Origin of the sequence: Microbulbifer marinus (genome assembly GCF_900107725.1) — a bacterium.
GTDB classification, from domain to species: domain Bacteria; phylum Pseudomonadota; class Gammaproteobacteria; order Pseudomonadales; family Cellvibrionaceae; genus Microbulbifer; species Microbulbifer marinus.
In genome coordinates, this window is record NZ_FNQO01000001.1 from 1,282,685 (window position 1) to 1,305,605 (window position 22,921).

At 57.7% G+C, this 22,921-nt stretch carries 19 protein-coding genes; 12 read left to right on the top strand and 7 right to left on the bottom strand.

Annotated elements, in window-relative coordinates:
- Window positions 1–28 precede the first annotated feature (28 nt).
- From BLW36_RS05580 to BLW36_RS05600, 5 genes are all read right to left on the bottom strand, one after another.
- The gene (locus BLW36_RS05580) at window positions 29–637 is read right to left on the bottom strand and encodes a DUF4389 domain-containing protein (protein ID WP_091385971.1); all 609 of its coding nucleotides are present in this window, start codon (window positions 635–637) and stop codon (window positions 29–31) included.
- A gap of 67 nt (window positions 638–704) precedes the next feature.
- Window positions 705–1,742, bottom strand: coding sequence for an NAD(P)H-dependent glycerol-3-phosphate dehydrogenase (locus tag BLW36_RS05585; protein ID WP_091385973.1), 1,038 nt, complete (start codon window positions 1,740–1,742; stop codon window positions 705–707).
- A 193-nt stretch (window positions 1,743–1,935) separates the two neighbouring features.
- The gene (gene htpG / locus BLW36_RS05590) at window positions 1,936–3,858 is read right to left on the bottom strand and encodes a molecular chaperone HtpG (RefSeq protein ID WP_091385975.1); all 1,923 of its coding nucleotides are present in this window, start codon (window positions 3,856–3,858) and stop codon (window positions 1,936–1,938) included.
- 290 nt (window positions 3,859–4,148) lie between these two features.
- Window positions 4,149–5,345: a serine hydrolase domain-containing protein gene (locus tag BLW36_RS05595; RefSeq protein WP_091385977.1), complete on the bottom strand. Its 1,197-nt coding sequence runs from the start codon at window positions 5,343–5,345 to the stop codon at window positions 4,149–4,151.
- 397 nt (window positions 5,346–5,742) lie between these two features.
- Window positions 5,743–6,345, bottom strand: coding sequence for a peroxiredoxin (locus tag BLW36_RS05600; RefSeq protein ID WP_091385979.1), 603 nt, complete (start codon window positions 6,343–6,345; stop codon window positions 5,743–5,745).
- A gap of 338 nt (window positions 6,346–6,683) precedes the next feature.
- Here BLW36_RS05600 and BLW36_RS05605 point away from each other — a divergent pair, with 338 nt between their 5' ends.
- The 3 genes from BLW36_RS05605 to bfr all read left to right on the top strand — a co-directional run bounded on the left by BLW36_RS05605 (window position 6,684) and on the right by bfr (window position 9,083).
- Window positions 6,684–6,896, top strand: a complete 213-nt coding sequence (locus tag BLW36_RS05605; RefSeq protein WP_091385981.1) for a bacterioferritin-associated ferredoxin — start codon at window positions 6,684–6,686, stop codon at window positions 6,894–6,896.
- Window positions 6,897–7,035: 139 nt separating this feature from the next.
- Window positions 7,036–8,349 (top strand): DUF2254 domain-containing protein, encoded by a 1,314-nt coding sequence (locus BLW36_RS05610; RefSeq protein WP_091385983.1) that lies wholly within the window; start codon window positions 7,036–7,038, stop codon window positions 8,347–8,349.
- Window positions 8,350–8,603: 254 nt separating this feature from the next.
- The gene (bfr, locus tag BLW36_RS05615; protein ID WP_091385985.1) at window positions 8,604–9,083 is read left to right on the top strand and encodes a bacterioferritin; all 480 of its coding nucleotides are present in this window, start codon (window positions 8,604–8,606) and stop codon (window positions 9,081–9,083) included.
- A gap of 131 nt (window positions 9,084–9,214) precedes the next feature.
- On the opposite strand, the gene grxD is transcribed toward bfr, so the two are convergent.
- On the bottom strand, window positions 9,215–9,547 hold the full coding sequence (grxD, locus tag BLW36_RS05620; RefSeq protein ID WP_091385987.1) for a Grx4 family monothiol glutaredoxin: 333 nt from the start codon (window positions 9,545–9,547) through the stop codon (window positions 9,215–9,217).
- A 253-nt stretch (window positions 9,548–9,800) separates the two neighbouring features.
- Between grxD and BLW36_RS05625 the strand changes: the two genes are divergently transcribed.
- The 9 genes from BLW36_RS05625 to BLW36_RS05660 all read left to right on the top strand — a co-directional run bounded on the left by BLW36_RS05625 (window position 9,801) and on the right by BLW36_RS05660 (window position 21,862).
- The gene (locus BLW36_RS05625) at window positions 9,801–10,985 is read left to right on the top strand and encodes an aspartate aminotransferase family protein (RefSeq protein ID WP_170833127.1); all 1,185 of its coding nucleotides are present in this window, start codon (window positions 9,801–9,803) and stop codon (window positions 10,983–10,985) included.
- A 17-nt stretch (window positions 10,986–11,002) separates the two neighbouring features.
- Complete coding sequence (gene argF, locus BLW36_RS05630) at window positions 11,003–11,917, top strand: ornithine carbamoyltransferase (protein ID WP_091385990.1); 915 nt, start codon at window positions 11,003–11,005, stop codon at window positions 11,915–11,917.
- Window positions 11,918–12,715: 798 nt separating this feature from the next.
- Window positions 12,716–15,643, top strand: coding sequence for a ribonucleoside-diphosphate reductase subunit alpha (locus BLW36_RS05635; RefSeq protein ID WP_091385992.1), 2,928 nt, complete (start codon window positions 12,716–12,718; stop codon window positions 15,641–15,643).
- A gap of 538 nt (window positions 15,644–16,181) precedes the next feature.
- Entirely contained in the window at window positions 16,182–17,450 is a 1,269-nt protein-coding gene (locus BLW36_RS05640; RefSeq protein WP_091385993.1) for a ribonucleotide-diphosphate reductase subunit beta, read from the top strand.
- 822 nt (window positions 17,451–18,272) lie between these two features.
- The gene (locus tag BLW36_RS17325; RefSeq protein WP_170833128.1) at window positions 18,273–18,434 is read left to right on the top strand and encodes a hypothetical protein; all 162 of its coding nucleotides are present in this window, start codon (window positions 18,273–18,275) and stop codon (window positions 18,432–18,434) included.
- Between the two features lie 169 nt (window positions 18,435–18,603).
- A complete protein-coding gene (locus tag BLW36_RS05645; RefSeq protein WP_091385995.1) occupies window positions 18,604–19,062 on the top strand; it encodes a hypothetical protein in 459 nt (152 codons plus the stop codon).
- A gap of 117 nt (window positions 19,063–19,179) precedes the next feature.
- The gene (locus BLW36_RS05650; RefSeq protein ID WP_091385996.1) at window positions 19,180–19,980 is read left to right on the top strand and encodes an NYN domain-containing protein; all 801 of its coding nucleotides are present in this window, start codon (window positions 19,180–19,182) and stop codon (window positions 19,978–19,980) included.
- Complete coding sequence (locus BLW36_RS05655) at window positions 19,973–20,338, top strand: molecular chaperone DnaJ (RefSeq protein WP_091385998.1); 366 nt, start codon at window positions 19,973–19,975, stop codon at window positions 20,336–20,338. The genes BLW36_RS05650 and BLW36_RS05655 overlap by 8 nt, the downstream gene beginning before the upstream one ends.
- An 804-nt stretch (window positions 20,339–21,142) precedes the next feature.
- Window positions 21,143–21,862, top strand: a complete 720-nt coding sequence (locus BLW36_RS05660) for a methyltransferase family protein (protein WP_091385999.1) — start codon at window positions 21,143–21,145, stop codon at window positions 21,860–21,862.
- 157 nt (window positions 21,863–22,019) lie between these two features.
- Here BLW36_RS05660 and BLW36_RS05665 read toward each other — a convergent pair whose 3' ends face one another.
- Window positions 22,020–22,703: a spermine/spermidine synthase domain-containing protein gene (locus BLW36_RS05665; RefSeq protein ID WP_091386001.1), complete on the bottom strand. Its 684-nt coding sequence runs from the start codon at window positions 22,701–22,703 to the stop codon at window positions 22,020–22,022.
- Window positions 22,704–22,921 lie beyond the last annotated feature (218 nt).

The window sequence follows — 22,921 nt, forward strand, 5'->3', positions numbered from 1 at the left end:
GGGTATCGAGCCCACCCGTGCTGACAGACTATTTGTCGCTGTCATCGCCCTTAGCGGAATCCGCATCGGTATCCTTGTCGGCGCCGGCGGAGTCGTCACTCTTTTTGGCGGCGCTGCCTTTGCTTCCGCTGTCCTTCGCGGAGCTCTTTTTGGCGGCGCTTTTCTTGGGCGGAGATTTCTTCGGCGGAGTTTTTTTCTCTTCCTTCTCTTCCTTCTCTTCCTTCTCTTCCTTCTCTTCGCCGGCATCTTCATCGCTGCCTAGTTCGATGGGGTCGTACATGCTCTGTCCGTGCGGTTCGTCGGACACAACCTCCCCCTCCACTTCCTCGGCACTCTCATAGCCGGACAAATCCTCGATATCGGATTCCGGCCACTCGGCAAACGGAAAGGGTTTTTCCTCGGTGTTGTAAACCAGGAATTGCAGCGTCTGGTACACGTAGGAGGCGATCTGATCGCCGAGGCGGCGCAGGTTGTCGTTGGGGCTGCCGGTAATGATCGAGAACAGGAATTGCAGTATCACAACCGCCAGCATCACCAGGCCGGCAATTTCCAGCAGGAACGCGAACAGCACCATATAGACGAGGCGCAGCCACTGGTTGCCGGAAGTCAGGTTTTCTTTCAGGTCGTCATTATCCATAAAGTTATTTCCATTAGATTTCGGCACTCTGTACCAGGGTTTACGGCTTCGCTCACTTTACCTCTGTCTACGGCTTCGCCGAATAGGCCACATCAAAGGTTTGCGCGCCCGACATTAAATCGCGTATTACCTCTGGAATCGGCCGCTCTTCAAATAATATGGCGTGAATTGCGGAAACCAAGGGCATGTAGACGCCCAATTCATCCGCTTTGTGCTTGATCAAGCGAACCGTGTTGACGCCTTCGGCGACCTGACCGATTTCTGCGACGGCCTCCTCGAGCGGCCGCCCCTTGCCCACCAGGTAGCCGACGCGGTAGTTGCGGCTCAGGTCGGACGAACAGGTGAGAATCAGGTCGCCGACGCCGGCGAGGCCGATAAACGTCATCGGATCCGCCCCCATCGCTTCGGCAAAGCGCATCATCTCCGCCAGTGCACGGGTAATGAGCAGGCTGATGGTGTTCTGCCCGCGATCGAGCGCGGCGGCCATGCCGGTCACGATCGCATAGATATTCTTCAGCGCACCGGCCAGCTCCACACCGAATACATCCCCGCTCGAATAGATGCGGAAAGTCTCTGAGTGCAGCACCTTCTGGATGTTGGTGCAGAGCGCCTCATCATCACTGGCGATCACCGTCGCAGTGTAGTGCCCGGCGACGATTTCCTTGGCGAAGTTGGGTCCGCTCAGTACGCCGACGCGCATGTCGGTGGTTTCTTCGCGCAGGATATCGCTCATCAGGTGGAAGCTGTCGTGCTCGATACCCTTGGTGGTGGAGATCAGCATAGTGCCGGGCGATAGCAGCGGCGCGACCTTCTGCACCACCTCGCGAAAGGATTTACTGGGGATCGCCACGAACACGATGGCACAGCCGTCGACGGCCCGCTGCAGGTCGCTGGTAATCTGCAGCTCCGGGTGCAGCGGCACCCCGGGCAGGTAATAGTGGTTCTCGCGCATCTTGCGGCAATCCGCCGCGCGCGCTTCGTCGCGCATCCACTGGCGGGTATCGTGACCATTGCCGGCCACGATATTGGCAATGGCGGTTCCGAAACTGCCGCCGCCCAATACGGCAATAGAGAGGGGCTTGGAAGTTTCCGTTGGTGTCGTCATACCGATAAAGCTTTTTTTCGAGTTTTGCGGATTATAGAGGTCGAGAGTTTCGAGCCCAATGACGGCGGGAAAAAAATGTGAATGACGGTCATATCACGATCAGTCGGTGCCATTTACCGGCAGATCGCATAAAAATCAGCCAACCGAAAACAAGAGGGGCGGCCCATGGCCGCCCCCTGTCGGTCAAACAGGCTTAGGCGTTCAGCTCCAGCAGCAGCGTATTCAGGCGGCGCACATAGTCCGCCGGATCTGCCAGCTGGTTGCCCGCCGCCAGGTTGGCCTGATCCATCAGGATGTTGGTCAGGTCCGCGAAACGGTCTTCGTCCGCCTCCTGGTCCAGTCGCTGTACCAGCGGGTGGGACGGATTCAGTTCGAAGATCGGCTTGGCCTCCGGCAACGCCTGACCGGCCTGCTCGAGGATGCGGCGCATCTGCGGGCCCATATCCTGCTCGCTGACCACCAGGCAGGCCGGCGAGTCCACCAGGCGCGTGGTCGCGCGCACGTCCTCGACGCGGCCTTCCAGCACCTCCTTGACCCGCTCGACCAGTGCACCGGATTCCTTCTCGACCTTCTCGCGCTCGGCCTTGTCCTCGTCGGTCTCGGCTTCGCCCAGATCCAGCGCACCCTTGGCGACGTCCTGGAACGGCTTGCCGTCGAACTCGTGCATATGGCCGACGAACCACTCGTCCACCTGGTCGGTCAGCAGCAGCACCTCGATACCCTTCTTGCGGAAGACTTCGAGGTAGGGGCTGGACTTGGCGGTGGCAAAGTTATCGGCACAGACGTAGTAGATGGCCTTCTGCCCATCCTGCATGCGGCCGACATAGTCCTCCAGGGACTGATCCTGTTTGGGCTCGTCGGTGTGCGTGGTGGAGAAGCGCAGCAGCTTGGCCACCTTATCCTTGTTGGCAAAGTCTTCGGCCGGGCCCTCTTTCATGACATTGCCGAACAGATCCCAGAACTTCTGGTACTGGTCCGCGTCCTTCTTCGCCAGCTTGTCGAGCATATCCAGCACGCGCTTGGTCAGCGCGCTCTTGATCGCGTCGGTGTTGCGGTCTTTCTGCAGAATCTCGCGGGAGACGTTCAGCGGCAGGTCGTTGGAGTCCAGCACGCCCTTCACGAAGCGCAGGTACAGCGGCAGGAACTGCTCGGCGTCATCCATGATGAAGGTGCGCTGCACATACAGCTTCAGGCCGCGGGCGGCATCGCGCTGGTACAGATCGAAGGGCGCGCGGGCGGGGATATACAGCAGGCTGGTGTAGTCCAGCTTGCCTTCCACGCGGTTGTGGCTCCAGGTCAGCGGGTCGTCGAAATCGTGGGAGATAAGCTTGTAGAACTCCTTGTACTCCTCGGACTTGATGTCGCTGCGCGGGCGGGTCCACAGCGCCTGGGCGGCGTTGACCGCCTCGAATTCCGGCGCCTGTTTATCTTCGCCTTCCTTCTCTTCACCCTCGGCGGCCGGAGCTTGCTCTTTCAGCATCTCCACCGGGATGGCGATGTGGTCGGAGTACTTCTTGATGATCGAGCGCAGGCGCCAGCCGTCGGCGAACTCCTTCGCCTCGTCTTTCAGGTGCAGCACCACGCGCGTGCCGCGCTGCGGCCACTCGACATTCTCCACCGAGTATTCGGCCTCGCCGTGACACTCCCAGTGCACGCCCTGGTCCGTGTCCAGGCCGGCGCGGCGGGTGAACACGTCCACCTTGTCGGCGACGATAAAGGCCGAGTAGAAGCCCACGCCGAACTGACCGATCAGGTGTGCGTCCTTCTTCTGGTCGCCGGTCAGCTGCTGCATGAAGGCGGCAGTGCCGGAACGGGCGATGGTACCGAGGTTCTCGATCACCTCGTCGCGGCTCATACCGATACCGTTATCGGTGATGGTCACGGTGCCCTCTTCCCGGTCGAACTCGATGCGGATGCGCAGTTCGGGGTCCTCCGCGAGCAGTTCCGGCTTCGACAGGGCCTCGAACCGCAGTTTGTCGGCGGCATCGGAGGCATTGGATACCAGCTCGCGCAGGAAGATCTCCTTGTTGGAGTAGAGCGAGTGGATCATCAGGTGCAGCAGTTGCTTGGCTTCCGTCTGGAAACCGTGGCTCTCTTTATGGGCCTCAACGGTCATGGATTGGTCTCCCCGTACACTTCATTCGGAACAGGGAGCAGATATAGGGGTGGGTGGCGGAGTTTCAAGGGGGCGGCCAACATCCGGCGTCAGGGCGCCCCTGATACCGGGGGGATGCAAAGGCGCTGGTGCCGGGGGCCGTCCGGGAAACGATTGCCGATGAGGCTGTTTACCGGACGGCCACCGGCACCAGCGCCGCCGCAAAGCTGGCTACAGGGCGAAAACCCGGCAGAACTCGGCAGAAAAAAGGGCCTAGCCGGAGAAACTCGTCCTACGCAGGTAAGGAGGGCTTACTTGTTGGCCATGGCAGTGGCGAGCCTGCCGTTGCCGGTGATATCGATAACGAAGTTGGCGGTAAGATCGGCGATCACGCGGGATTCTGCATTCATCAGTATCGCTATGCCGATCTTCTGCTTCTCGGAGTAGGCCACCGCGGCGCGGAAGCCGGCGACCCAACCGCCGTGGTAGATGATGCGGTCATCGCCGATCGTATAGAGGCGCCAGCCGAGGCCGTAACCGGCATGGGACAGGTAGTCGCGCCAGATACGGTGGCGCATATGGCGTTTGGTTGCGACCCGCTCGGTGGTCATGTCCTCGATGACCGCGGGAGACAGCACCTTCGGGTAGTAGCCCATCTGCGCTTTCAGCCACTGGGCCATATCGGAGATGCTGGCATTCACGCCGGCCGCCGGGGCCGCGAAGTAATATTCCTTCTCCACCTTCACCGGGCGCCAGCCCCTGCCGGTCTGTATATGAGGGGCGGCGCGGTTGTTGGAGGCCATAAAGCTCTCCCAACCAACGGAGGCATCGTCCATCTTCAGCGGGATAAAGAAGCGCTCCTTCAGCTGCCGCGCGTAGCTCACGCCGGTGGCCTGGTAGATCACATCTTCGATCAGGCTGAACAGCACATTCTGGTAGCCGTAGCACTTGCCAGGCGTGCAGCGCGGGTCGATATTGGCGAACTTCGGCAATATCTTGCTGAGCGGTTTGTTGTCTTCCAGGTAGTTGTCGTAGGCATTGGGAGTCAGGCCGGAGGAGTGGCTGAGGAGGTGCTCCACCTCCAGCTGCCGGGACAGGGCCGGCGTCTTGAAGCTGAGTTCCGGCACATAGCGCACCACCTTGTCGGCCCAGCTGAACTTCTTCTCGTGCTCGAGGACCGTGGCCATGCTCGCGGCGAAGGTCTTGGATACCGATGCCAGGCGGAACACCGTATCGCGATCCACCTTGCCCTTCTTGCCCTTGACGCGGACCCCGTAGGTATCCATTGCCACGACCTTGTTGCCGTCGACGATGACGTAGGCACCGCCGGGGATAGCCTTCTGCTTCATCAGGAGGCGGAAGTAGCGGTCGAATTCCTTGGCACTGTTGTCGATATCGACCGCACGCGCCGGCAGCCCCAGGCCGCAGAGCAGCAGTGCCAGGTAGATGTGTAGCGCGCCGCGCAGGCGCACATAACTGATCGAGGTGAATAAGATTGCAGGTCTCATGCCGTACTTCGAGCCGCCGCGGCAATATGGTCTGTTACTTGATGTAAGACTAGCAGCGAGCGGAAAAATTCTCTCGTCTTCGCCCATTCGGAAGCCGCTGGGGCGAGGCAAAGCATTTTAATCGCACTTCAGACCTGGCGCACAGTCGTTATGAGGACTGGCGCGAAAAAAGCACGAGATAACGCTGTCATCCTGTAATCAGCAGCAGCGAAGGGGAGGCGATGGGGAATTTGGGCACACAAAACGACAAGGAAGGTCGTCTTGCACAGCCGGAGGCTGCCGGTAGGATGAGCTGGCTCGGCATTCCGGCCATGGATGGCCCGAATAAAAAAAACCGCCTCGCGGCGGTTTTTCTGACGGCGGGGAGCGCCGGGCACTCCCCTGCGGGAACGTCGACTTACAGCTTGTCGGCGTTTTCGCTCAGGTAAGCCGCTACGCCTTCCGGAGAAGCGTTCATACCCTTGTCGCCTTCCTTCCAGCCAGCCGGGCAAACTTCGCCGTGCTCCTGGTGGAATGCCAGTGCGTCAACCATGCGCAGCATCTCGTCGACGTTGCGGCCCAGCGGCAGGTCGTTGACAACCTGGTGACGTACCACGCCTTCTTCGTCGATCAGGAAGGAACCGCGGAAAGCAACACCGCCCTCGGCTTCTACGTCGTAGGCCTGGCAGATTTCGTGCTTCACGTCGGCAACCAGGGTGTACTTGACCGGGCCGATGCCGCCGTCGTTGACGGAAGTGTTACGCCAGGCGTTATGAGAGAACTGGGAATCGATGGAAACACCGATTACTTCCACGCCGCGCTTCTGGAACTCGGCATAGCGGTGATCGAAAGCGATCAGCTCGGACGGGCACACGAAGGTGAAGTCCAGCGGGTAGAAGAACACAACGGCCTTCTTGCCCTTGATGGTCTCTTTCAGGTTGAAGGAATCAACGATCTCGCCGTTGCCCAGTACCGCCGCTGCGGTGAAATCCGGTGCTGGTTTGCCTACCAGTACTGCCATGAGAACCTCCTCAATCCAATGATGGGTTGTTTATAAAGGGTGAAATGATCAATTTATATGCAACCGCTATAAATTGAATAAGAATTGATAGTGGGTCGCTATGATACACACCCGCCTATTTCAGTCCCATTAAATTTTTATATGGCGTCGATAGGCGCGCTACCGAACACATCTGACCAGCTCTCAACTCCCAGTCCCCCCTTGCCCGGGCGGTCACAAAACATACGGCTAGACTGAGAATTGAGCGTCACAGAATCTTATTGACACTCATTCTCACTTGCAATACGATCCGCTTATTAAAAGAGATTGAGCGAATTTACGCCAGGGTTCCAGCAACAATGTACGTATGTATCTGTAAAGGCATTACCGACCGCCAGATCAAGGAAGCGGTATACGATGGTTCCACATCGGTAAAAGCCCTGCGCCGCCAGCTCGGCGTCTCCTCCCAGTGCGGCCGTTGTGCCGAGCTGACCCAGGAGATTATCGACGAGACCATGGCCGGCGGGGTTATCGCCGCCGCCAACAGCGGCCTCTTCTATTCCGCCAGTTGAGCCCCGATTTCGCGCTGATCACCGCCCGGTGATCAGCCGCAGCCCCCTCTTCCCTGTCGCCAAACCCACTTTTTATCAATCCGCCGAAATAGCTGGACTAAGCTGACTTCACTCACGTGTCTGCCGCGCAAGTGAATTCATGAAACAGTATTTTCTGCACCTGAGTGAAAAGCTGCGTTCCAGTTTCTGGAGCGTGCCGTTGACGATGATCCTGTCGGCCTTTGCACTCGCCTACATCCTGCGTGTGATCGACGCCTCGATCGACCCCGCCAGCCTGACCGGATTCGACTGGCTGCGCGTGCGCGACGCCGACAGTGCCCGCTCACTGCTGTCGGTCATCGCCGGTTCCACCATTACCGTCGCCGGCACCGTGTTTTCCATTACTGTGGTCGCCCTGACCCTCGCTTCCAATCAATTCGGCCCGCGCCTGGTGCGCAATTTCATTCGCGATCGCGGCACCCAGGTATCCCTGGGTATTTTCCTGTCCACCTTTGTCTACGCGGTGCTGACCATGCGCAGCATCAGCACCCTGGGCGAAAACTCGAGCAATTACGATCTCGCCGTACAGGCGGCGCTGCTGCTGGCCCTGATCAGTATCTGCTATCTGATCTATTTCATTCACAATGTCGCGCAGTCGATCCAGGTGGACAATGTCACCCACCAGATCAATCAGGAGTTCCACCAGGCGATCGAACGCGAGTATCCGAAGTCAGAGGAAGACAGCCGCGGCGAAACCTTCGACATCGAGCGGCTGGAACTCGGCACCGGCTGGATCAACATCCCCGCCCCGAGCGGCGGCTATGTGCAATTTATCGATCGGCAGGGGCTGATCGCAGTGGCGGCAGAGTTTGACTGCTGCCTGCTGATCGATTGCCACCCCGGTACCTATATCCATCACTGGAGCGTCATCGGCCGCATCTACCAACCGCGGGAAAATGCCGACAACCTGATTGCACAGGTACAGGGGGCGCTGGAAATCGGCCCGCTGCCGACCTCGGCACAGGACATCGTTTTCTCCATCCGCCAACTCGCGCAGATTGCCGAACGCGCACTGTCGCCCGGCATCAATGATCCCTTTACCGCCTATTCCTGCATCGATCGCCTGATCGAAGGCCTCGGCACGGTGCTGCAACGACCGGAACCGCCGAACTGCTTCAACGATTCCGATGGCAAGCTGCGCCTCGTCACCTGCGAACTGGAATTTTCCCACCTGCTCAACGCCGCGCTGGATGAGATCTACGAACACGGCCGCGGTAACGGTGTAGTTATGCGCCACCTGCTCAATGCCCTGGCCGAACTCGCCGATGTGTGCGCGCGGGAGCACGACCGCAAGGCGCTGTACGATTATCTGCAACGCATGGCGGAAGACAGCGATGCTTTTTTACCAAGCCGTGTCGACCGCGCCCTCATCGAAGAGAAAATTGCCGCTATTCAACAGAACTTAACCGCCTGACAGCGCCACCTAAAACAGAATCATTTTCGTTGCGGTTTTCGGCCGAATTTGCGTTAAACCCCTTGTTTTTCCCACTGTGCGCAGCGTTTACGGCGCGCTTGACTTGCCGGTAACGGCACCGCAAACTCGACCCGCATAGCGGCTGTGACCCTACAATAATTCAAGGGCATTCATTCAGCGGCGAACTTTAGCGACTAACAATCAGGAATTCTCTGCAGTCCATTCGAACTCGCAGGGCCACAGGAGCAAAAGCTATGAAGGGCGATCCCAAAGTCATCGAACATCTGAACAAAATACTGGGCAATGAACTGGTGGCAATCAACCAGTACTTCCTGCACGCCCGTATGTACGACAACTGGGGTCTGAAAGAGCTGGGCAAGCACGAGTACCACGAATCCATCGATGAAATGAAACACGCCGACTGGCTGATCGAGCGTATTCTTTTCCTCGAGGGCATTCCCAACCTGCAGCACCTGGGCAAACTGCTGATCGGCGAGGACACCGTCGAAATGCTCAAGTGCGACCTGAAGCTGGAAAACAAGGCGATCCCGGATCTGCGCGATGCCATCGCCTACTGCGAATCCGTACGCGACTACGGCAGCCGCGAACTGCTGGAAAAAATTCTCGACTCCGAAGAGGAACACGTGGACTGGCTGGAGACCCAGCTGGAGCTGGTCGACAAGGTGGGCATCCAGAATTACCTGCAGTCGCAGATGGAAAAGGCTTCCGAGTAGTATTTTTTAGCTAATCGTCATACCGGCGCACGCCGGTATGACGAAAATAAGCTGGAATGGTGATCCTTCAAATAAAAAAGCCGCGACAACTGTCGCGGCTTTTTTGTCTCTGCGAAGTGGAGGAGCGATGTTTACTCGCCGTCTTCACTCTCGGCAGCGGCCTCTTCGACCAGGGTTTTCAGCTCGCCGTTTTCGTACATCTCCATGATGATGTCGCAACCGCCGATCAGCTCACCCTTCACCCACAGCTGCGGGAAGGTCGGCCAGTTGGCGTACTTGGGCAGCTCGGCGCGGATATCCGGGTTGGCCAGAATATCCACGTAGGCGAAACGCTTGCCACAGGCCATCAGCGCCTGGGAGGCACGCATGGAAAAACCGCACTGGGGTGCGTTGGGGCTGCCTTTCATATAGAGCAGGATGGCATTGTCGGCGATCTGCTGCTTGATGTTCTCCAGTGTATCCATAGGGATGACTAACCTCGGGTAGTAGAGCCTTTAGACGATTCGGGGCGCAGGCCAACGTTGGGCGGTCGCGCGCTGGCCGGCATTGTACCCTAGTGTGGTGCCGTGTACTAAAAGCGGCGCGATCACTGGCGCGCCACACTCCGTGTGCTAGTATTGCCGGCTTTCCCGGGGAAACTGCGGACTAGCGCAGCCCCTGCCGAATTTTCTGCGGCAAACCCGGTTTTACAGGCCCGCCACCAGAGGAGAATGTAACGTGGCCACTCCCGCACTGATGCAAAACTATGGAGACAGAGCCCTGACCCTGGTCAGGGGTGAAGGCAATTACGTGTGGGACGACGCCGGCCGACGATACCTGGACGCCATCTCCGGCATCGCCGTCTGCGGCCTCGGCCACTGCCACCCGGCGGTCACCGAGGCGCTCGCCGACCAGGCGCAGACGCTGCTGCACGTCTCCAACCTGTACAACATCCCGGCGCAGGAACAGCTGGCGGACCGACTCGTGTTCCTGTCCGGCATGGAGAATGTGTTCTTTTCCAACTCCGGCGCCGAGGCCAACGAGGCGGCGATCAAGCTCGCACGTAAGCTCGGCAACCAGCGCGGCCACGCCGTGCCGCGGATCGTGGTAATGGAGGGCGCCTTTCACGGCCGTACCCTCGCCACCCTGACCGCCACCGGCAATGAAAAGGTGCAGCAGGGTTTCGGCCCGCTGCCCGAGGGTTTCCTGCGCGTGCCGTTCAACGATGTGGACGCGATCGAAAAGCTCGCCGCCAGCCACGACGACATCGTCGCGGTGTTCCTGGAGCCGGTGCAGGGCGAGGGCGGCATCCGCGTGCCCGCCCCCGACTACCTGAACAAGCTGCGCGAATTGTGCGACCGGCACGACTGGCTGCTGATGCTGGACGAGATCCAGACCGCCAACGGCCGCAGCGGCAAGTTGTTTGCGTACCAGCACGCCGGCATACTGCCGGACGTGGTCACCACCGCGAAGGGCCTCGGCAACGGCGTACCCATCGGCGCCTGCCTGGCGCGCGGTGTGGCGGCGCAGCTGTTTACCGCCGGCAGCCACGGCTCCACGTTCGGCGGCAACCCGCTGGCGTGCCGCGCCGGTCTCGCCGTACTGGAGACCCTGGAGAGCTCGTGGCTGATCGAGCGCGCGGAACAGCTGGGCACCCGCCTGCTGCAACAGCTGCGCCTGCAGCTGGCCGATTGCGCCGCGGTCAAAGAGGTCCGCGGCCTCGGCCTGCTGATTGGAATCGAACTCGACCGCCCCTGCGCCGAGCTGGTGGAACTGGCCCGTGCGCAGGAGCTACTGATTAATGTCACCGCCGGCAACGTGGTGCGCCTGCTGCCGCCGCTCACCCTCACCGACGAGGAGTGCGGCCAGCTCGCCAGCACAGTAAGCGACCTGATCCAACAATTCGCCCGGCAAGCGGCCTGATATAAAAGGGGGAACCTATGGCCACCAGACACTTTCTCACCCTGCTGGACCTGTCCAAGGACGAGCTGAAGAGCGTCATCGAGCGCGCCATCGAACTGAAAGCGCTGCGCGCCCAGGGCATCGCCACCGAGCCCTTCCGCGACAAGGTGCTCGGCATGATCTTCGAGAAGTCCTCCACCCGCACCCGCGTGTCCTTCGAGGCCGGCATGGCGCAGATGGGCGGCAGCGCCCTGTTCCTGTCCCCGCGCGACACCCAGCTGGGCCGCGGCGAACCGATCGAGGACAGCGCGCGGGTCATCTCGCGCATGGTCGATATGGTGATGATCCGCACCTTCGGCCACAACGTGCTGGAGCGCTTCGCCGACTACTCGCGCGTGCCGGTGATCAATGCCCTGTCCGACAGCTACCACCCGTGTCAGCTGCTGGCCGACATCCAGACTTTCGTCGAGCACCGCGGCAGCCCCGAGGGCAAGGTGGTGGCCTGGGTCGGCGACGGCAACAACATGTGCAACTCCTATATCAACGCCGCGCGCCAGTGCGACTTCGAGCTGCGCATCGCCTGCCCCGAGGGTTACGAGCCGGATGAATCCCTGCTCGCCGCCGCCGGCAACCGGGTAAAAATCGTGCGCAAGCCGGTGGACGCCGTGCGCGGCGCCGACTGGGTCGCCACCGACGTGTGGGCCTCGATGGGCCAGGAAACGGAACAGCAGATCCGCATCAAGGCGTTCGAGGGCTTCCTCGTCGACCACGAGCTGATGAGCCACGCCAACAGCGACGCCATCTTCATGCACTGCCTGCCGGCGCACCGCGGCGAGGAAGTGAGCGGCGAGCTGCTGGAGGATGAAAAGATCTCCGTCGTCTGGGACGAGGCGGAAAACCGCCTGCACGCACAGAAGGCGCTGATGGAATTCCTGCAGGAAAACAGCAAGTAACTGCTCACATTTCCGGCAGCGATATATTTCCCGCCCGGGAATCGTATCGCCGCCGGTCACCGCTCGCGCTTTTTGGCGAAAATTTCGCCATGCGGGCGCGGCGACTGCCCGCCGGCGTCACCCGATCAAAAAACCACCGGCGATCAATATAACGACACCAGAACTGGACGTTCGAGTACCAGTTTGCACAAGGACTAAACAAACTGAATTTGTTATTGCTTTGGTTAATTTAGGGGGCGTTTACTATTAAAAAAAATTCTTAAAAATCCCGCAGTGCAAAATCCCCCTGTACAGCATTTAACCACCCCCAGTAATGGCGGGCGCTGGCACGAAAGTGGCCACTGACCTCCACCGCCTACCCACAATTTATCCACAAATAAACACAAGGTTATTCGCCTTGAATTGACCCCGCTACCGCATTATCTTGTAGCGCAGTCGAGGCACGACCCCTATATATTGGGGTACGCACCAAACACAACCCCAAGCCGACGGGGTGAATTCCGACGCATTGCCGCCATCGCGGCACCAACAGTCAGGCACAGCTTTTCAAGCAAATCAGAGGTAACAGGCGGAATGGATTTCCGCCGCAGGCACACGCCGGCAGACCTTCGGGGGGAAACCGGCGATCAAGCGGCCTGTTTCGAGTGGCCGCCGCAACATTGTGGCGCCGCTGACAAAACGATGGACCCGTTCCGCGCCTCCCCTAACGGGGGGCCACACGATCGTGTGGTTGCTGTTCAGGCGGACAGAAGCGGTAAAAAACAACAGTACACATTTCTCGTTCTTGCGGAGATCTTCATGCACACAGAGACAGGGCGCTCTCAAACCGTGCCTACGGAAAATTCGGGCACTTCCAAGGATCAGGCCAACGGCGGCACCACTCTCACCGCCACCGCGCCGGGACAAATTCGCGTTATCAAGCGCAATGGCACCGTAGTGCCCTACGACGACAGCAAGATCTCCGTCGCTGTCACCAAGGCATTCCTCGCCGTTGAGGGCGGCACCGCCGCGGCCTCCAGCCGTATCCACGAGAAAGTGGCGGACCTGGTGAGCCAGATCAGCGGCACCTTCAAGCGCCGCATGCCGTCCGGTGGCACCATCCACATCGAGGAGATCCAGGACCAGGTGGAACTGGCCCTGATGCGCGCCGGCGAACAGAAGATCGCCCGCGACTACGTGCTTTACCGCGAGGAGCACGCCCGCCTGCGCGCCGAAAAGGAGCATCAGCAGAAAGAAGCCGTCGCCGACGCCCACCCGAGCATCCGCGTCAAGCAGGAAGACGGCAGCCTGATGCCGCTGGACATGGAGCGCCTGCGCACCATCGTCAGCGAGGCCTGTGAAGGCCTGAAGGACGTGAACGGCGAGGTCATCCTCGATGAAGCGCTGAAGAACCTCTACGACGGCGTTTCCGAAACCGACATCAACACCGCGCTGGTAATCACCGCGCGCACCCTGGTCGAGCAGGAACCCAACTACACCTTCGCCACCGCCAGCCTGCTGCTGGACAAGCTGCGCGCCGAAGCGCTGCGCTTCCTCGGTGTGGCCGAGCGCGCGACCGCCCACGAGATGGAAGATCTCTACGCGGCCGCCCTGCCCGCCTACGTGGAAAAAGGTATTGCGCTGGAACTGCTGGATCCGGCCCTGGCCTCCTTCGACCTGGAAAAACTGGGTTACGCCCTGAAAGGCGAACGCGATCACCAGTTCACCTACCTGGGCCTGCAGACCCTGTACGACCGCTACTTCCTGCACAGCGACGACATCCGTTTCGAGCTGCCGCAGATCTTCTTCATGCGCGTCGCCATGGGCCTCGCCATCAACGAAGAGAACAAGAACGAGCGCGCGGTAGAGTTCTACAACCTGCTGAGCTCTTTCGACTACATGAGTTCCACGCCGACCCTGTTCAACGCCGGCACCCTGCGCCCGCAGCTGTCCTCCTGCTACCTGACCACGGTACCGGACGACCTGCACGGCATTTACGGCGCTATCCAGGACAACGCCATGCTGTCCAAGTGGGCCGGCGGCCTGGGTAACGACTGGACGCCGGTGCGCAGCCTGGGTTCCTACATCAAGGGCACCAACGGCAAGTCCCAGGGCGTGGTGCCGTTCCTGAAAGTGGCCAACGACACCGCGGTAGCGGTGAACCAGGGCGGCAAGCGCAAGGGCGCTGTCTGTGCCTACCTGGAAACCTGGCACCTGGATATCGAAGAATTCCTCGAGCTGCGCAAGAACACCGGTGACGACCGCCGCCGCACCCACGACATGAACACCGCCAACTGGGTACCGGACCTGTTCATGAAGCGCGTGTTCGAAGACAAGGAGTGGACCCTGTTCTCTCCGGCGGACTGCCCGGACCTGCACGACCTGATCGGCAGCGCCTTCGAAGAGCGCTACGAGCACTACGAGAAGCTGGCCGCCGAAGGCAAGCTGAAGCTGCACAAGAAAATCCGTGCGCTGGACCTGTGGCGCAAGATGCTGGGCATGCTGTTCGAAACCGGCCACCCGTGGATCACCTTCAAGGACAGCTGCAACCTGCGCAGCCCGCAGCAGCACGCCGGTGTGGTACACAGCTCCAACCTGTGCACCGAGATCACCCTGAACACCAAGGCGAACGACGAGATCGCGGTATGTAACCTGGGTTCCGTGAACCTGGCGCAGCACATCGGTGAAGACGGCAAGCTGGACCAGGACAAACTGGCCCGCACCGTGAAGACCGCCGTGCGCATGCTCGATAACGTTATCGACATCAATTACTACTCCGTGGACACCGCGCGCCAGTCCAACATGCGTCACCGCCCGGTGGGCCTGGGCCTGATGGGCTTCCAGGACGCGCTGTACAAGGCCGGCATCTCCTACGCCAGCGACGAGGCCGTGGCCTTCGCCGACACCACCATGGAGGCGATCAGCTACCAGGCGATCTCCGCTTCCAGCGACCTGGCGGCCGAGCGCGGCAAGTACCAGAGCTACGACGGCTCCCTGTGGAGCAAGGGCATTCTGCCGCTGGATTCCATCCAGATCCTGGCGGAGCAGCGCGGCGAGCAGTTTATCGAGCAGGACACCAGCTCCACGCTGGACTGGGACAGTCTGCGCGACAAGGTAAAAGCCCAGGGCATGCGCAACTCCAACGTGATGGCGATCGCACCGACCGCGACCATCGCCAACATCACCGGTGTTTCCCAGTCCATCGAGCCGACGTACCAGAACCTGTACGTGAAATCGAACCTGTCCGGCGAATTCACCGTCGTGAACCCCTACCTGGTGCACGACCTGAAAGAGCGCGGCCTGTGGGACAAGGTCATGGTCAACGACCTGAAGTACTACGAGGGCTCGGTACAGAAGATCGACCGCATCCCGGCGGACCTGAAAGCCAAGTACGCGACCGCGTTCGAGGTGGAGCCGCGCTGGATCGTCGATGCCGCCAGCCGTCGCCAGAAGTGGATCGACCAGGCGCAGTCGCTGAACCTGTACATCGCTGGCGCCGACGGCAAGAAGCTGGATCTGACCTACCGCATGGCCTGGTACCGCGGTCTGAAGACCACTTACTACCTGCGCGCCCTGGCTGCCACCAGCACGGAGAAATCCACCGTGAACAGCGGCACCCTGAACGCGGTGAGTTCCGGAGCCAGCGCACCGGCATCGGCAGCACCGGCCCCGCAGGCCGAGCCCGCCCCGGCAGCAGTGCCCAAGGCCTGTTCCCTGGACGACCCGGACTGCGAAGCCTGTCAGTAAAAATCAGTGCGGGCCTGCGGGCCCGCCTGATCGGCTGACAGAGGTTGGTAAGAGATAAGAGTTAAAAGATTTAAAAGATTTAAAAGATTTATAAAAGTCTCGGGGAGAGCGTCTACCGCACTAGCGGCCAAGACCTCGCGGCGACCCCGGTCCACCCTGCCTTTCTTGGGGGAAAGACGGGAAAAACAAAAACGGACCGGGTGTCGGCTGCGATCGTAAAAACTCTCCGACGAGAAAAGAAAAATAAGAAAAACAAAAAATTGATCTGGCGCAGGAATCACCGCGCCGGGGTGCGTTACAAATAATGCACCACAGAACTTTGAAGCTGGCGCGGGAGCGTCAGCGCACTGGGGCGAAGGTTTCGAAAACGCATTGATACATCCCTGTAGCTCCGGCCGCGCCGTCCATGGCGCGGACGGTTTCGAAACCTTCACCCCAGTACCCTGACTTCCACTCAGGGGGCGGCGCTCCGTAAGAGCGGCCGACACAAAACTCGAACACAGACACACAGAAAAAATACGGATCAAAAGGGCCTACTATGCTGAGCTGGGACGACTTCGACACACAGCCCCAACAAACCAAGAAAAGCGCCGAACCGCGACCGGCGCCGGAGACGCTGCAACAAGAAGTAAACGAATCCGCTGCCTCTTATGAGGCGCACAGCGCTCCGGCGTCGCCCGCGGCCCAATCCAACGCTGCTCCTGCGGAAGCCACTTCCGCGGTCGAAGCCGCACGGGCCGCCGTAGCCGAGCTGGACCCTGCCCCGGGTCTGGAAGAGCTGGAAATGGGTGCCGCCCGTATCCAGGTGGACGAGAAGCGCATCATCAACTGCCGCGCCGACCTGAACCAGCTGGTGCCGTTCAAGTACGACTGGGCCTGGCAGAAATACCTCGACGGCTGCGCCAACCACTGGATGCCGCAGGAAGTGAACATGAACAAAGACGTGTCCATGTGGAAAGACCCCGAGGGTCTGACCGAGGACGAGCGTCGCATCGTGGAATACTCCCTGGGTTACTTCTCCACCGCCGACTCGCTGGTAGCCAACAACCTGGTGCTGGCCATCTACCGCCACATCACCAACCCGGAGTGCCGCCAGTACATCCTGCGCCAGTCCTTCGAGGAGGCCATCCACACCCACGCCTACCAGTACTGCGTGGAGTCCCTGGGCATGGACGAGGGTGAAGTGTTCAACATGTACCGCGAAGTGCCGAGCGTAGCCAAGAAAGCCGCCTGGAGCCTGTCGCACACCCAGTCCATCGGCGATCCGACCTTCAAGACCGGCACGCCGGAAGCCGACCAGGAGCTGCTGCGCAACCTGATCGCCTTCTACGCGGTGACCGAGGGTATCTTCTTCTACTGCGGCTTCAGCCAGATCCTGTCCATGGGCCGCCGCAACAAGATGACCGGCGTTGCCGAGCAGTTCCAGTACATCCTGCGCGACGAGTCCATGCACCTGAACTTCGGCATCGACGTCATCAACCAGATCAAGCTGGAAAACCCGCACCTGTGGACGCCGGAATTCCAGCAGGAAGTCACACAGATGATCCTCGAAGGCATGGAACTGGAAGTGGCCTACGCCCGCGACACCATGCCCCGCGGCGTACTCGGCATGAACGCGAACATGATGGAGGAATACCTCCACTTCATCGCCAACCGCCGCCTGAGCCAGCTGGGCCTGAAAGAACAGTTCCCGGGCGCCCAGAACCCCTTCCCCTGGATGTCCGAGATCATGGACCTGCGCAAGGAGAAGAACTTCTTCGAAACGCGGGTTATCGAATACCAGACCGGTGGTGCGCTTCAATGGTAAGAACAACCAAGAAGCAATAAAGCATGGACAACTACAACAAGTAGTCGCTCACAGGAAGAGATGTATTGAGAGCGGATGTATAGTTTTATGCATCCGCTTTTTTTATGCGCGGAAAAGAGGCGCGCCCCCATGACTATTATGTCTACCCCCATGAGCACATGAACAAAGACCTCGCCAAAATCAGCTAGATAGTCGCAATCGACAAGAATACGACTTACCGGGATATGAGTCGTTAAGAGCGAAAAGTAAACTTGCTGTTTTTCCGCACCCCGTGACGCGCAAGAACTGACGGGGGCCAATGAGATAGCACCGGCAAACCGTCAGAGATAGCAGTATTTGAGCCCGCGATATAAATATTAGTAATAGATTGAGGCAGTGCTAATAACAGTGGCCGATTCAAGGTCCATTAAGCAATATTCATCACAAAGGAAGGGCATGAAATACATTGATATGGCAGTCAGAAGAAAACACTTCCTTCTCTTACGAAGGGGGAAATTCATTCTTGCGAGCATCCTATCAAATACTCCAATCGTGCTATTTGCCCTCTCTACATTTTTAGGGGCCTATTTTTACAGTGAAATACCAGGATCCAGCATTGACTCATTTCTTCATAAATTTAGATGGTGGGCGTTTTTGACGGCGGCTTTTTTTGTTCCAATAAATGCCATTGCAACTTACCTCAATTACAAGCTAAGGCTAACAAACAAGGGAATCGGACGATAAAGCGCCATTGCCTTTGAAATCAAATGCGCAAAAAGATAATTGGGATCAGAGTAAATTTTTTGCACATAATTTCACCTCAATTAGAAATGACTTAAGCTCATGAATGAACAGAATCCAGTCAGCGGCACTATTGTCGGATACGACCCCAGCGGCAAAAATGCGCACGGGGTTGCCGCTACCAGCCTTACCAACGGCAAACTAGAAAGCATCCGCATAGAGACGCTAAATACTGCCGAAGAGGCGCTGTCTTTTGCGAAGTAAATGGGGTCAGATCAAATTTCTGGCATTAATTTAAGGCACTGATTATCAGCTCAAAACTCTCAACTGACACCATTTATTCTACATTTTGCGCTGGTCACTGAACGCCCATATTCGCGCAAAATGTGCACAACGAAACCAGTACCTGCTCACGACGTTAGCAACAAACAACATGAAAGACTCTGACACTATAAAAGAAGGAAACAACAGCCATGATGAATATATAAATCATCGAATGGCTGAGCTTAAGGAGATCCTGAGAAAACTCGCAGAAAGTTTCATCAAGTTTCTTTTTGCAGCGCACTCTGGCGGAATTTTAGCCATAGCTGCATTAATAAAGATCCAATCTAGTGACTTTGGAATTTACCACAAAGCCGCCCTCACCTTCTTTATGATTGGGCTTATGACAACAGCCGTACTGCTACTAAGAATGTTGTTTCGCATGTATTCGATAGATAAGGCGTGGAATAAAAATACAGATTATTGGTACGAAGGCTCTATTAACTGGGGCGAATTGAACCAAAGAGATGAAACTCTAACCCAAAACGACAAAGTGGAATTCACATTGGGGGGAATAAGCTTTATCGTTTTTCTCTTGGGAGCAGTATCAGGCATCACTGCCATCTGGTGAAATATTGAGTTCACAGAATAATAAATAATGGGAGTCAGCGTACAATATTGACACATAAAGCGTCATCTATGAATCCCTGTTGATTAAGCACTGGAAACAACAAGAGCAAGGAAGCCAATGAAAGATCTCGATGATCACAAGAAAATCGCCGTTTTGATCGATGCGGACAACGCCCAATACTCCAAGACTAAGACGATACTGGACGAGATTTCCGCACACGGGCATATCGTCATCAAGCGCACCTACGGTGACTGGTCCAGCGACAACCTGAAGAACTGGAAGAAATCGCTGAACGAGTTGGCCATCCAGCCGGTGCAGCAGTTCGCCTACACCACCGGCAAGAACTCCACCGATGCCTCGATGATCATCGATGCCATGGATCTACTCTACTCCAAGCGCTTCGATGCCTTCGCCCTGGTCTCCAGCGACAGCGACTTTACCAAACTGGCCTCCCGCCTGCGTGAAGACGAGATGTTCGTGTTTGGCGTTGGCGAACGCAAAACCCCCATCTCCTTCCGCAATTCCTGTGATGACTTTATCTTCACCGAGAATTTGGGTGGCGACGAGCCGGCCCCCGCCAAGACAGCGGGAAAACCGAAGGAACCAGAGGCGAAGAAGAACCTGAATGACCCCGCAGAACTGATCCCGTTACTCACCAAGGCTTGGGAGCAGTTCCAGGACGAAAGCGGCTGGGCCAATGCCTCCGCGGCAGGGAGCTTCCTGAAGCGATCAATGCCTGACTTCGACCCTCGCTCCTACGGCGCTCCTAAATTTTCGCAGCTATTAGAGAGTTTGAAAGCCAAACTGGAAATCACGAAGAAGAAGGGGAATGGCAACCAGATAACCTATCGCATGAAGCGCAGCAAACCCAAAGCCAAGCGCCAGCCCACCGCATCCAGAGTAGAAGAACATGCATGAAATCAAGGCAAATCTGTACCCCTGCAGGCACTGCAATGAATCGGGAACCTGCACTACAGGCAAAGATGGGGCGAGTTGCAATGCCTGCGCAAAAGTCCACGAGCTGAGTAAAAACCAAGTATATTTCGGCCTGTCCTGTGCAGCCTGTAACGGAATTGGGCAAGCAGAGCCAAAGACAGAGCGCATTAATAAAAGGATAAAGCCCGTGCTAGCCGTATTAACGGTTTTACTATTGCTGGGTTTTATCTTCTCGCTGGCACTAATGCAGAATCCTCACTTCCCTGAATTTCTGGCGTTCTCCGGAACTTTGCTTGGCAGCATAACTGCGTATTACTTTACCAATAGCAAAAATACGTAGATAGGATATTGGGGGCGGAGTTAAGTTATGACTCCATTTTCTGCAACAGTGAATCCGCGCAGCGTTTTTTAGGGTGGCGGGGAATCTGTCGCCGACACCAGATTCAATTTGAGACATCTAAAACCACATGAGAATAAGCTTATATAGCCTGGCCTTCTGGACAGTATTTATGTGGGGCATGGCAGAGATCCAGTACTCTTTAACTACAATATATTTATGGCAGCCGGAAGCTTTTAAATCACATTTCGTAGACGGCACGGTAATTTCGAAGCGAACAGCCCCTACAACCGGAAGATTTGGTAACGAGCTTATAAGATTGACTTTTCTCTACGAAATTGACGGGGCGATCTATCGATCAAGTGTTTGCAGTATAGAATCCCCAATCATCCCTGAACGATATGCAAGGAAGTATCTTGAGAACCACTCATACAGAGTTGCATATGATCCGAAGGACCCGAGCAAAGCAATCTTGAAAGATTGCAACGCAGATGGACATGAAATTAACGGAATCAAGATTTTGGCTCTGTCATTCCTATTTTCTTTATTAGTGTCATTGAGAACCTCCGGAAAACTCACCTTCTGGGGGTAAGAACTTCAGAGTCATTCGTAATAAATGGGTCAGATCAACATTTTGGCATTGAACTACCCAAAACAAACAGGCGCTATAAGGTTGACCCAACCCAGTTATTGCACTCCGACCGCAAAATAGCACCGCCTCCGCGAGACAGCCTACACTGTGTTTCGGCTGCTCCTACTATGGGCGTTAGGCGAAAGACTTACCCACGTTTAGTTTTGGGGAATGACATGTCAGCGAAGGCGGTTAATAAAGAGGCAGCGCAAACAGCATCCCCTCGCCAGTGGATCAGATTAGTTGTGGTGTATCTCCTTATCCCGCTGATTTTACTGGTATGCGGTGGGGACCTCGGTTGGTGGCAGGCGTGGCTCTATTCCCTACTGATCTTTGCTGCTGGTATAGGGGGGCGCATATGGGCGGAACGGCGACACCCCGGATTGATAGCCGAACGACAAAATATTGAAAATATCCGCAACGCAAAAGCCTGGGACAAAGTGCTTGCCCCACTGATGGCGGTGAGCCTCGTGTTCCCTATGGTCATAGTGGCGGGACTGGACCACCGCTTTAACTGGTCCCCCGAATTCCCGCTATGGCTCATCGTGATTGGCTTCACGTTGATCTTGCTCGGATACGCTTTCGCTGCATGGGCACTGGCAGAGAACCGCTTTTTCTTCAGCGTGGTGTGTATTCGGACGGATCGAGGGCATGTGGTGTGTGACAGTGGCCCGTACCGGTTGGTGAGGCACCCGGGTTATGCTGGAAATATTTTTCCACTGTTCGGTATTGTTCTTGCACTGGGCTCGCTGTGGACACTGATTCCTGCGGCGCTGGCAACAATCATCACGGTGATTAGAACCGCGCTTGAAGACCGGACGTTACAGGAAGAGTTGCCGGGCTATCGAGACTATGCACGACGCGTGCGCTATCGGTTGATTCCCGGGATATATTAAGAGGCTTGGGTGGTGGCTGTCCCAACTCAGAGATTGAGGCCCAACCGAGAGAGTTGCGTGCCGCCGAATAAATGGGGTCAGATAAAAATTTTGCCCCCTAATCAACCAAAGCAAAAAAGTGTCAAAATGTTGACCTGACCTCAACTATTCTTGCGCGTCACACGGACGTTTTCTTTGCCAGAAAAATCGTATGCCGCGCCCCCTTGCCCGGGCGCTCGCGCACAGTCTTGACCTCGACGTCAAAGCCGGTCTTCCTCAGCCGGTGAACGTAAAAGCTATCGGGCCCCGCCGACCACACCGCCAGCATGCCGCCTGGCGTCAGGCTCTCGTAGATACAGCTGGTGCCGTCGAGGGAGTACAGCCAGTTGTTGTCGCTCTTGGTCAGCCCCTCGGGGCCGTTGTCGACATCCAGCAGCACGGCGTCATAGTCACTGTCACCCTTTTCCAGCAGCTCACGCACATCGCCGATATGCACGCTGCAGCGGCTGTCGTCCAGTGGCCGGCCGGCGCAGGCGCCCAGCGGCCCGCGGTTCCACTCCACCACCTCGGGGATCAGGTCGGCGACGATGACCTCTGCATCGGCCGGCAGCACCTCGAGCGCGGCGGCGAGTGTGTACCCCATGCCCATGCCGCCGACGACCACACGGGCGTTGTTGTGCTGCTTCAGGTGGGCGCAGCCGAGCAGCGACAGCTCCCGCTCACTGTTATAGCGGCGACTGTTCATCAGTTCGCCGCGGGGGCCGGACAGGGAGATGGAGAACTCCTGGTCGCGCTGGCGCAGCGTGAGTACACCGCCGCCGTTGGGAATCTGGGCGGTACCGAGTTCGATCCAGGGTTTCATCGCGTGCGCTCGCTGTGTGGCGGTGGATATAAGGCGTGCAATGTAACACAGAGCCTGTCCCGATTGGTGAGCGACAGGAGTGGTACAAGAGAGCCACAGGAGAGGCACAGGGGATGCGTACGGCCAACCGGTACCGTTGGTTGGTACACAGTGTGAATGCAGCCCGGACTATGGATTCCCGGGCTTCCCTGAAGTGTGCTGTAGTGTACTAAACACAT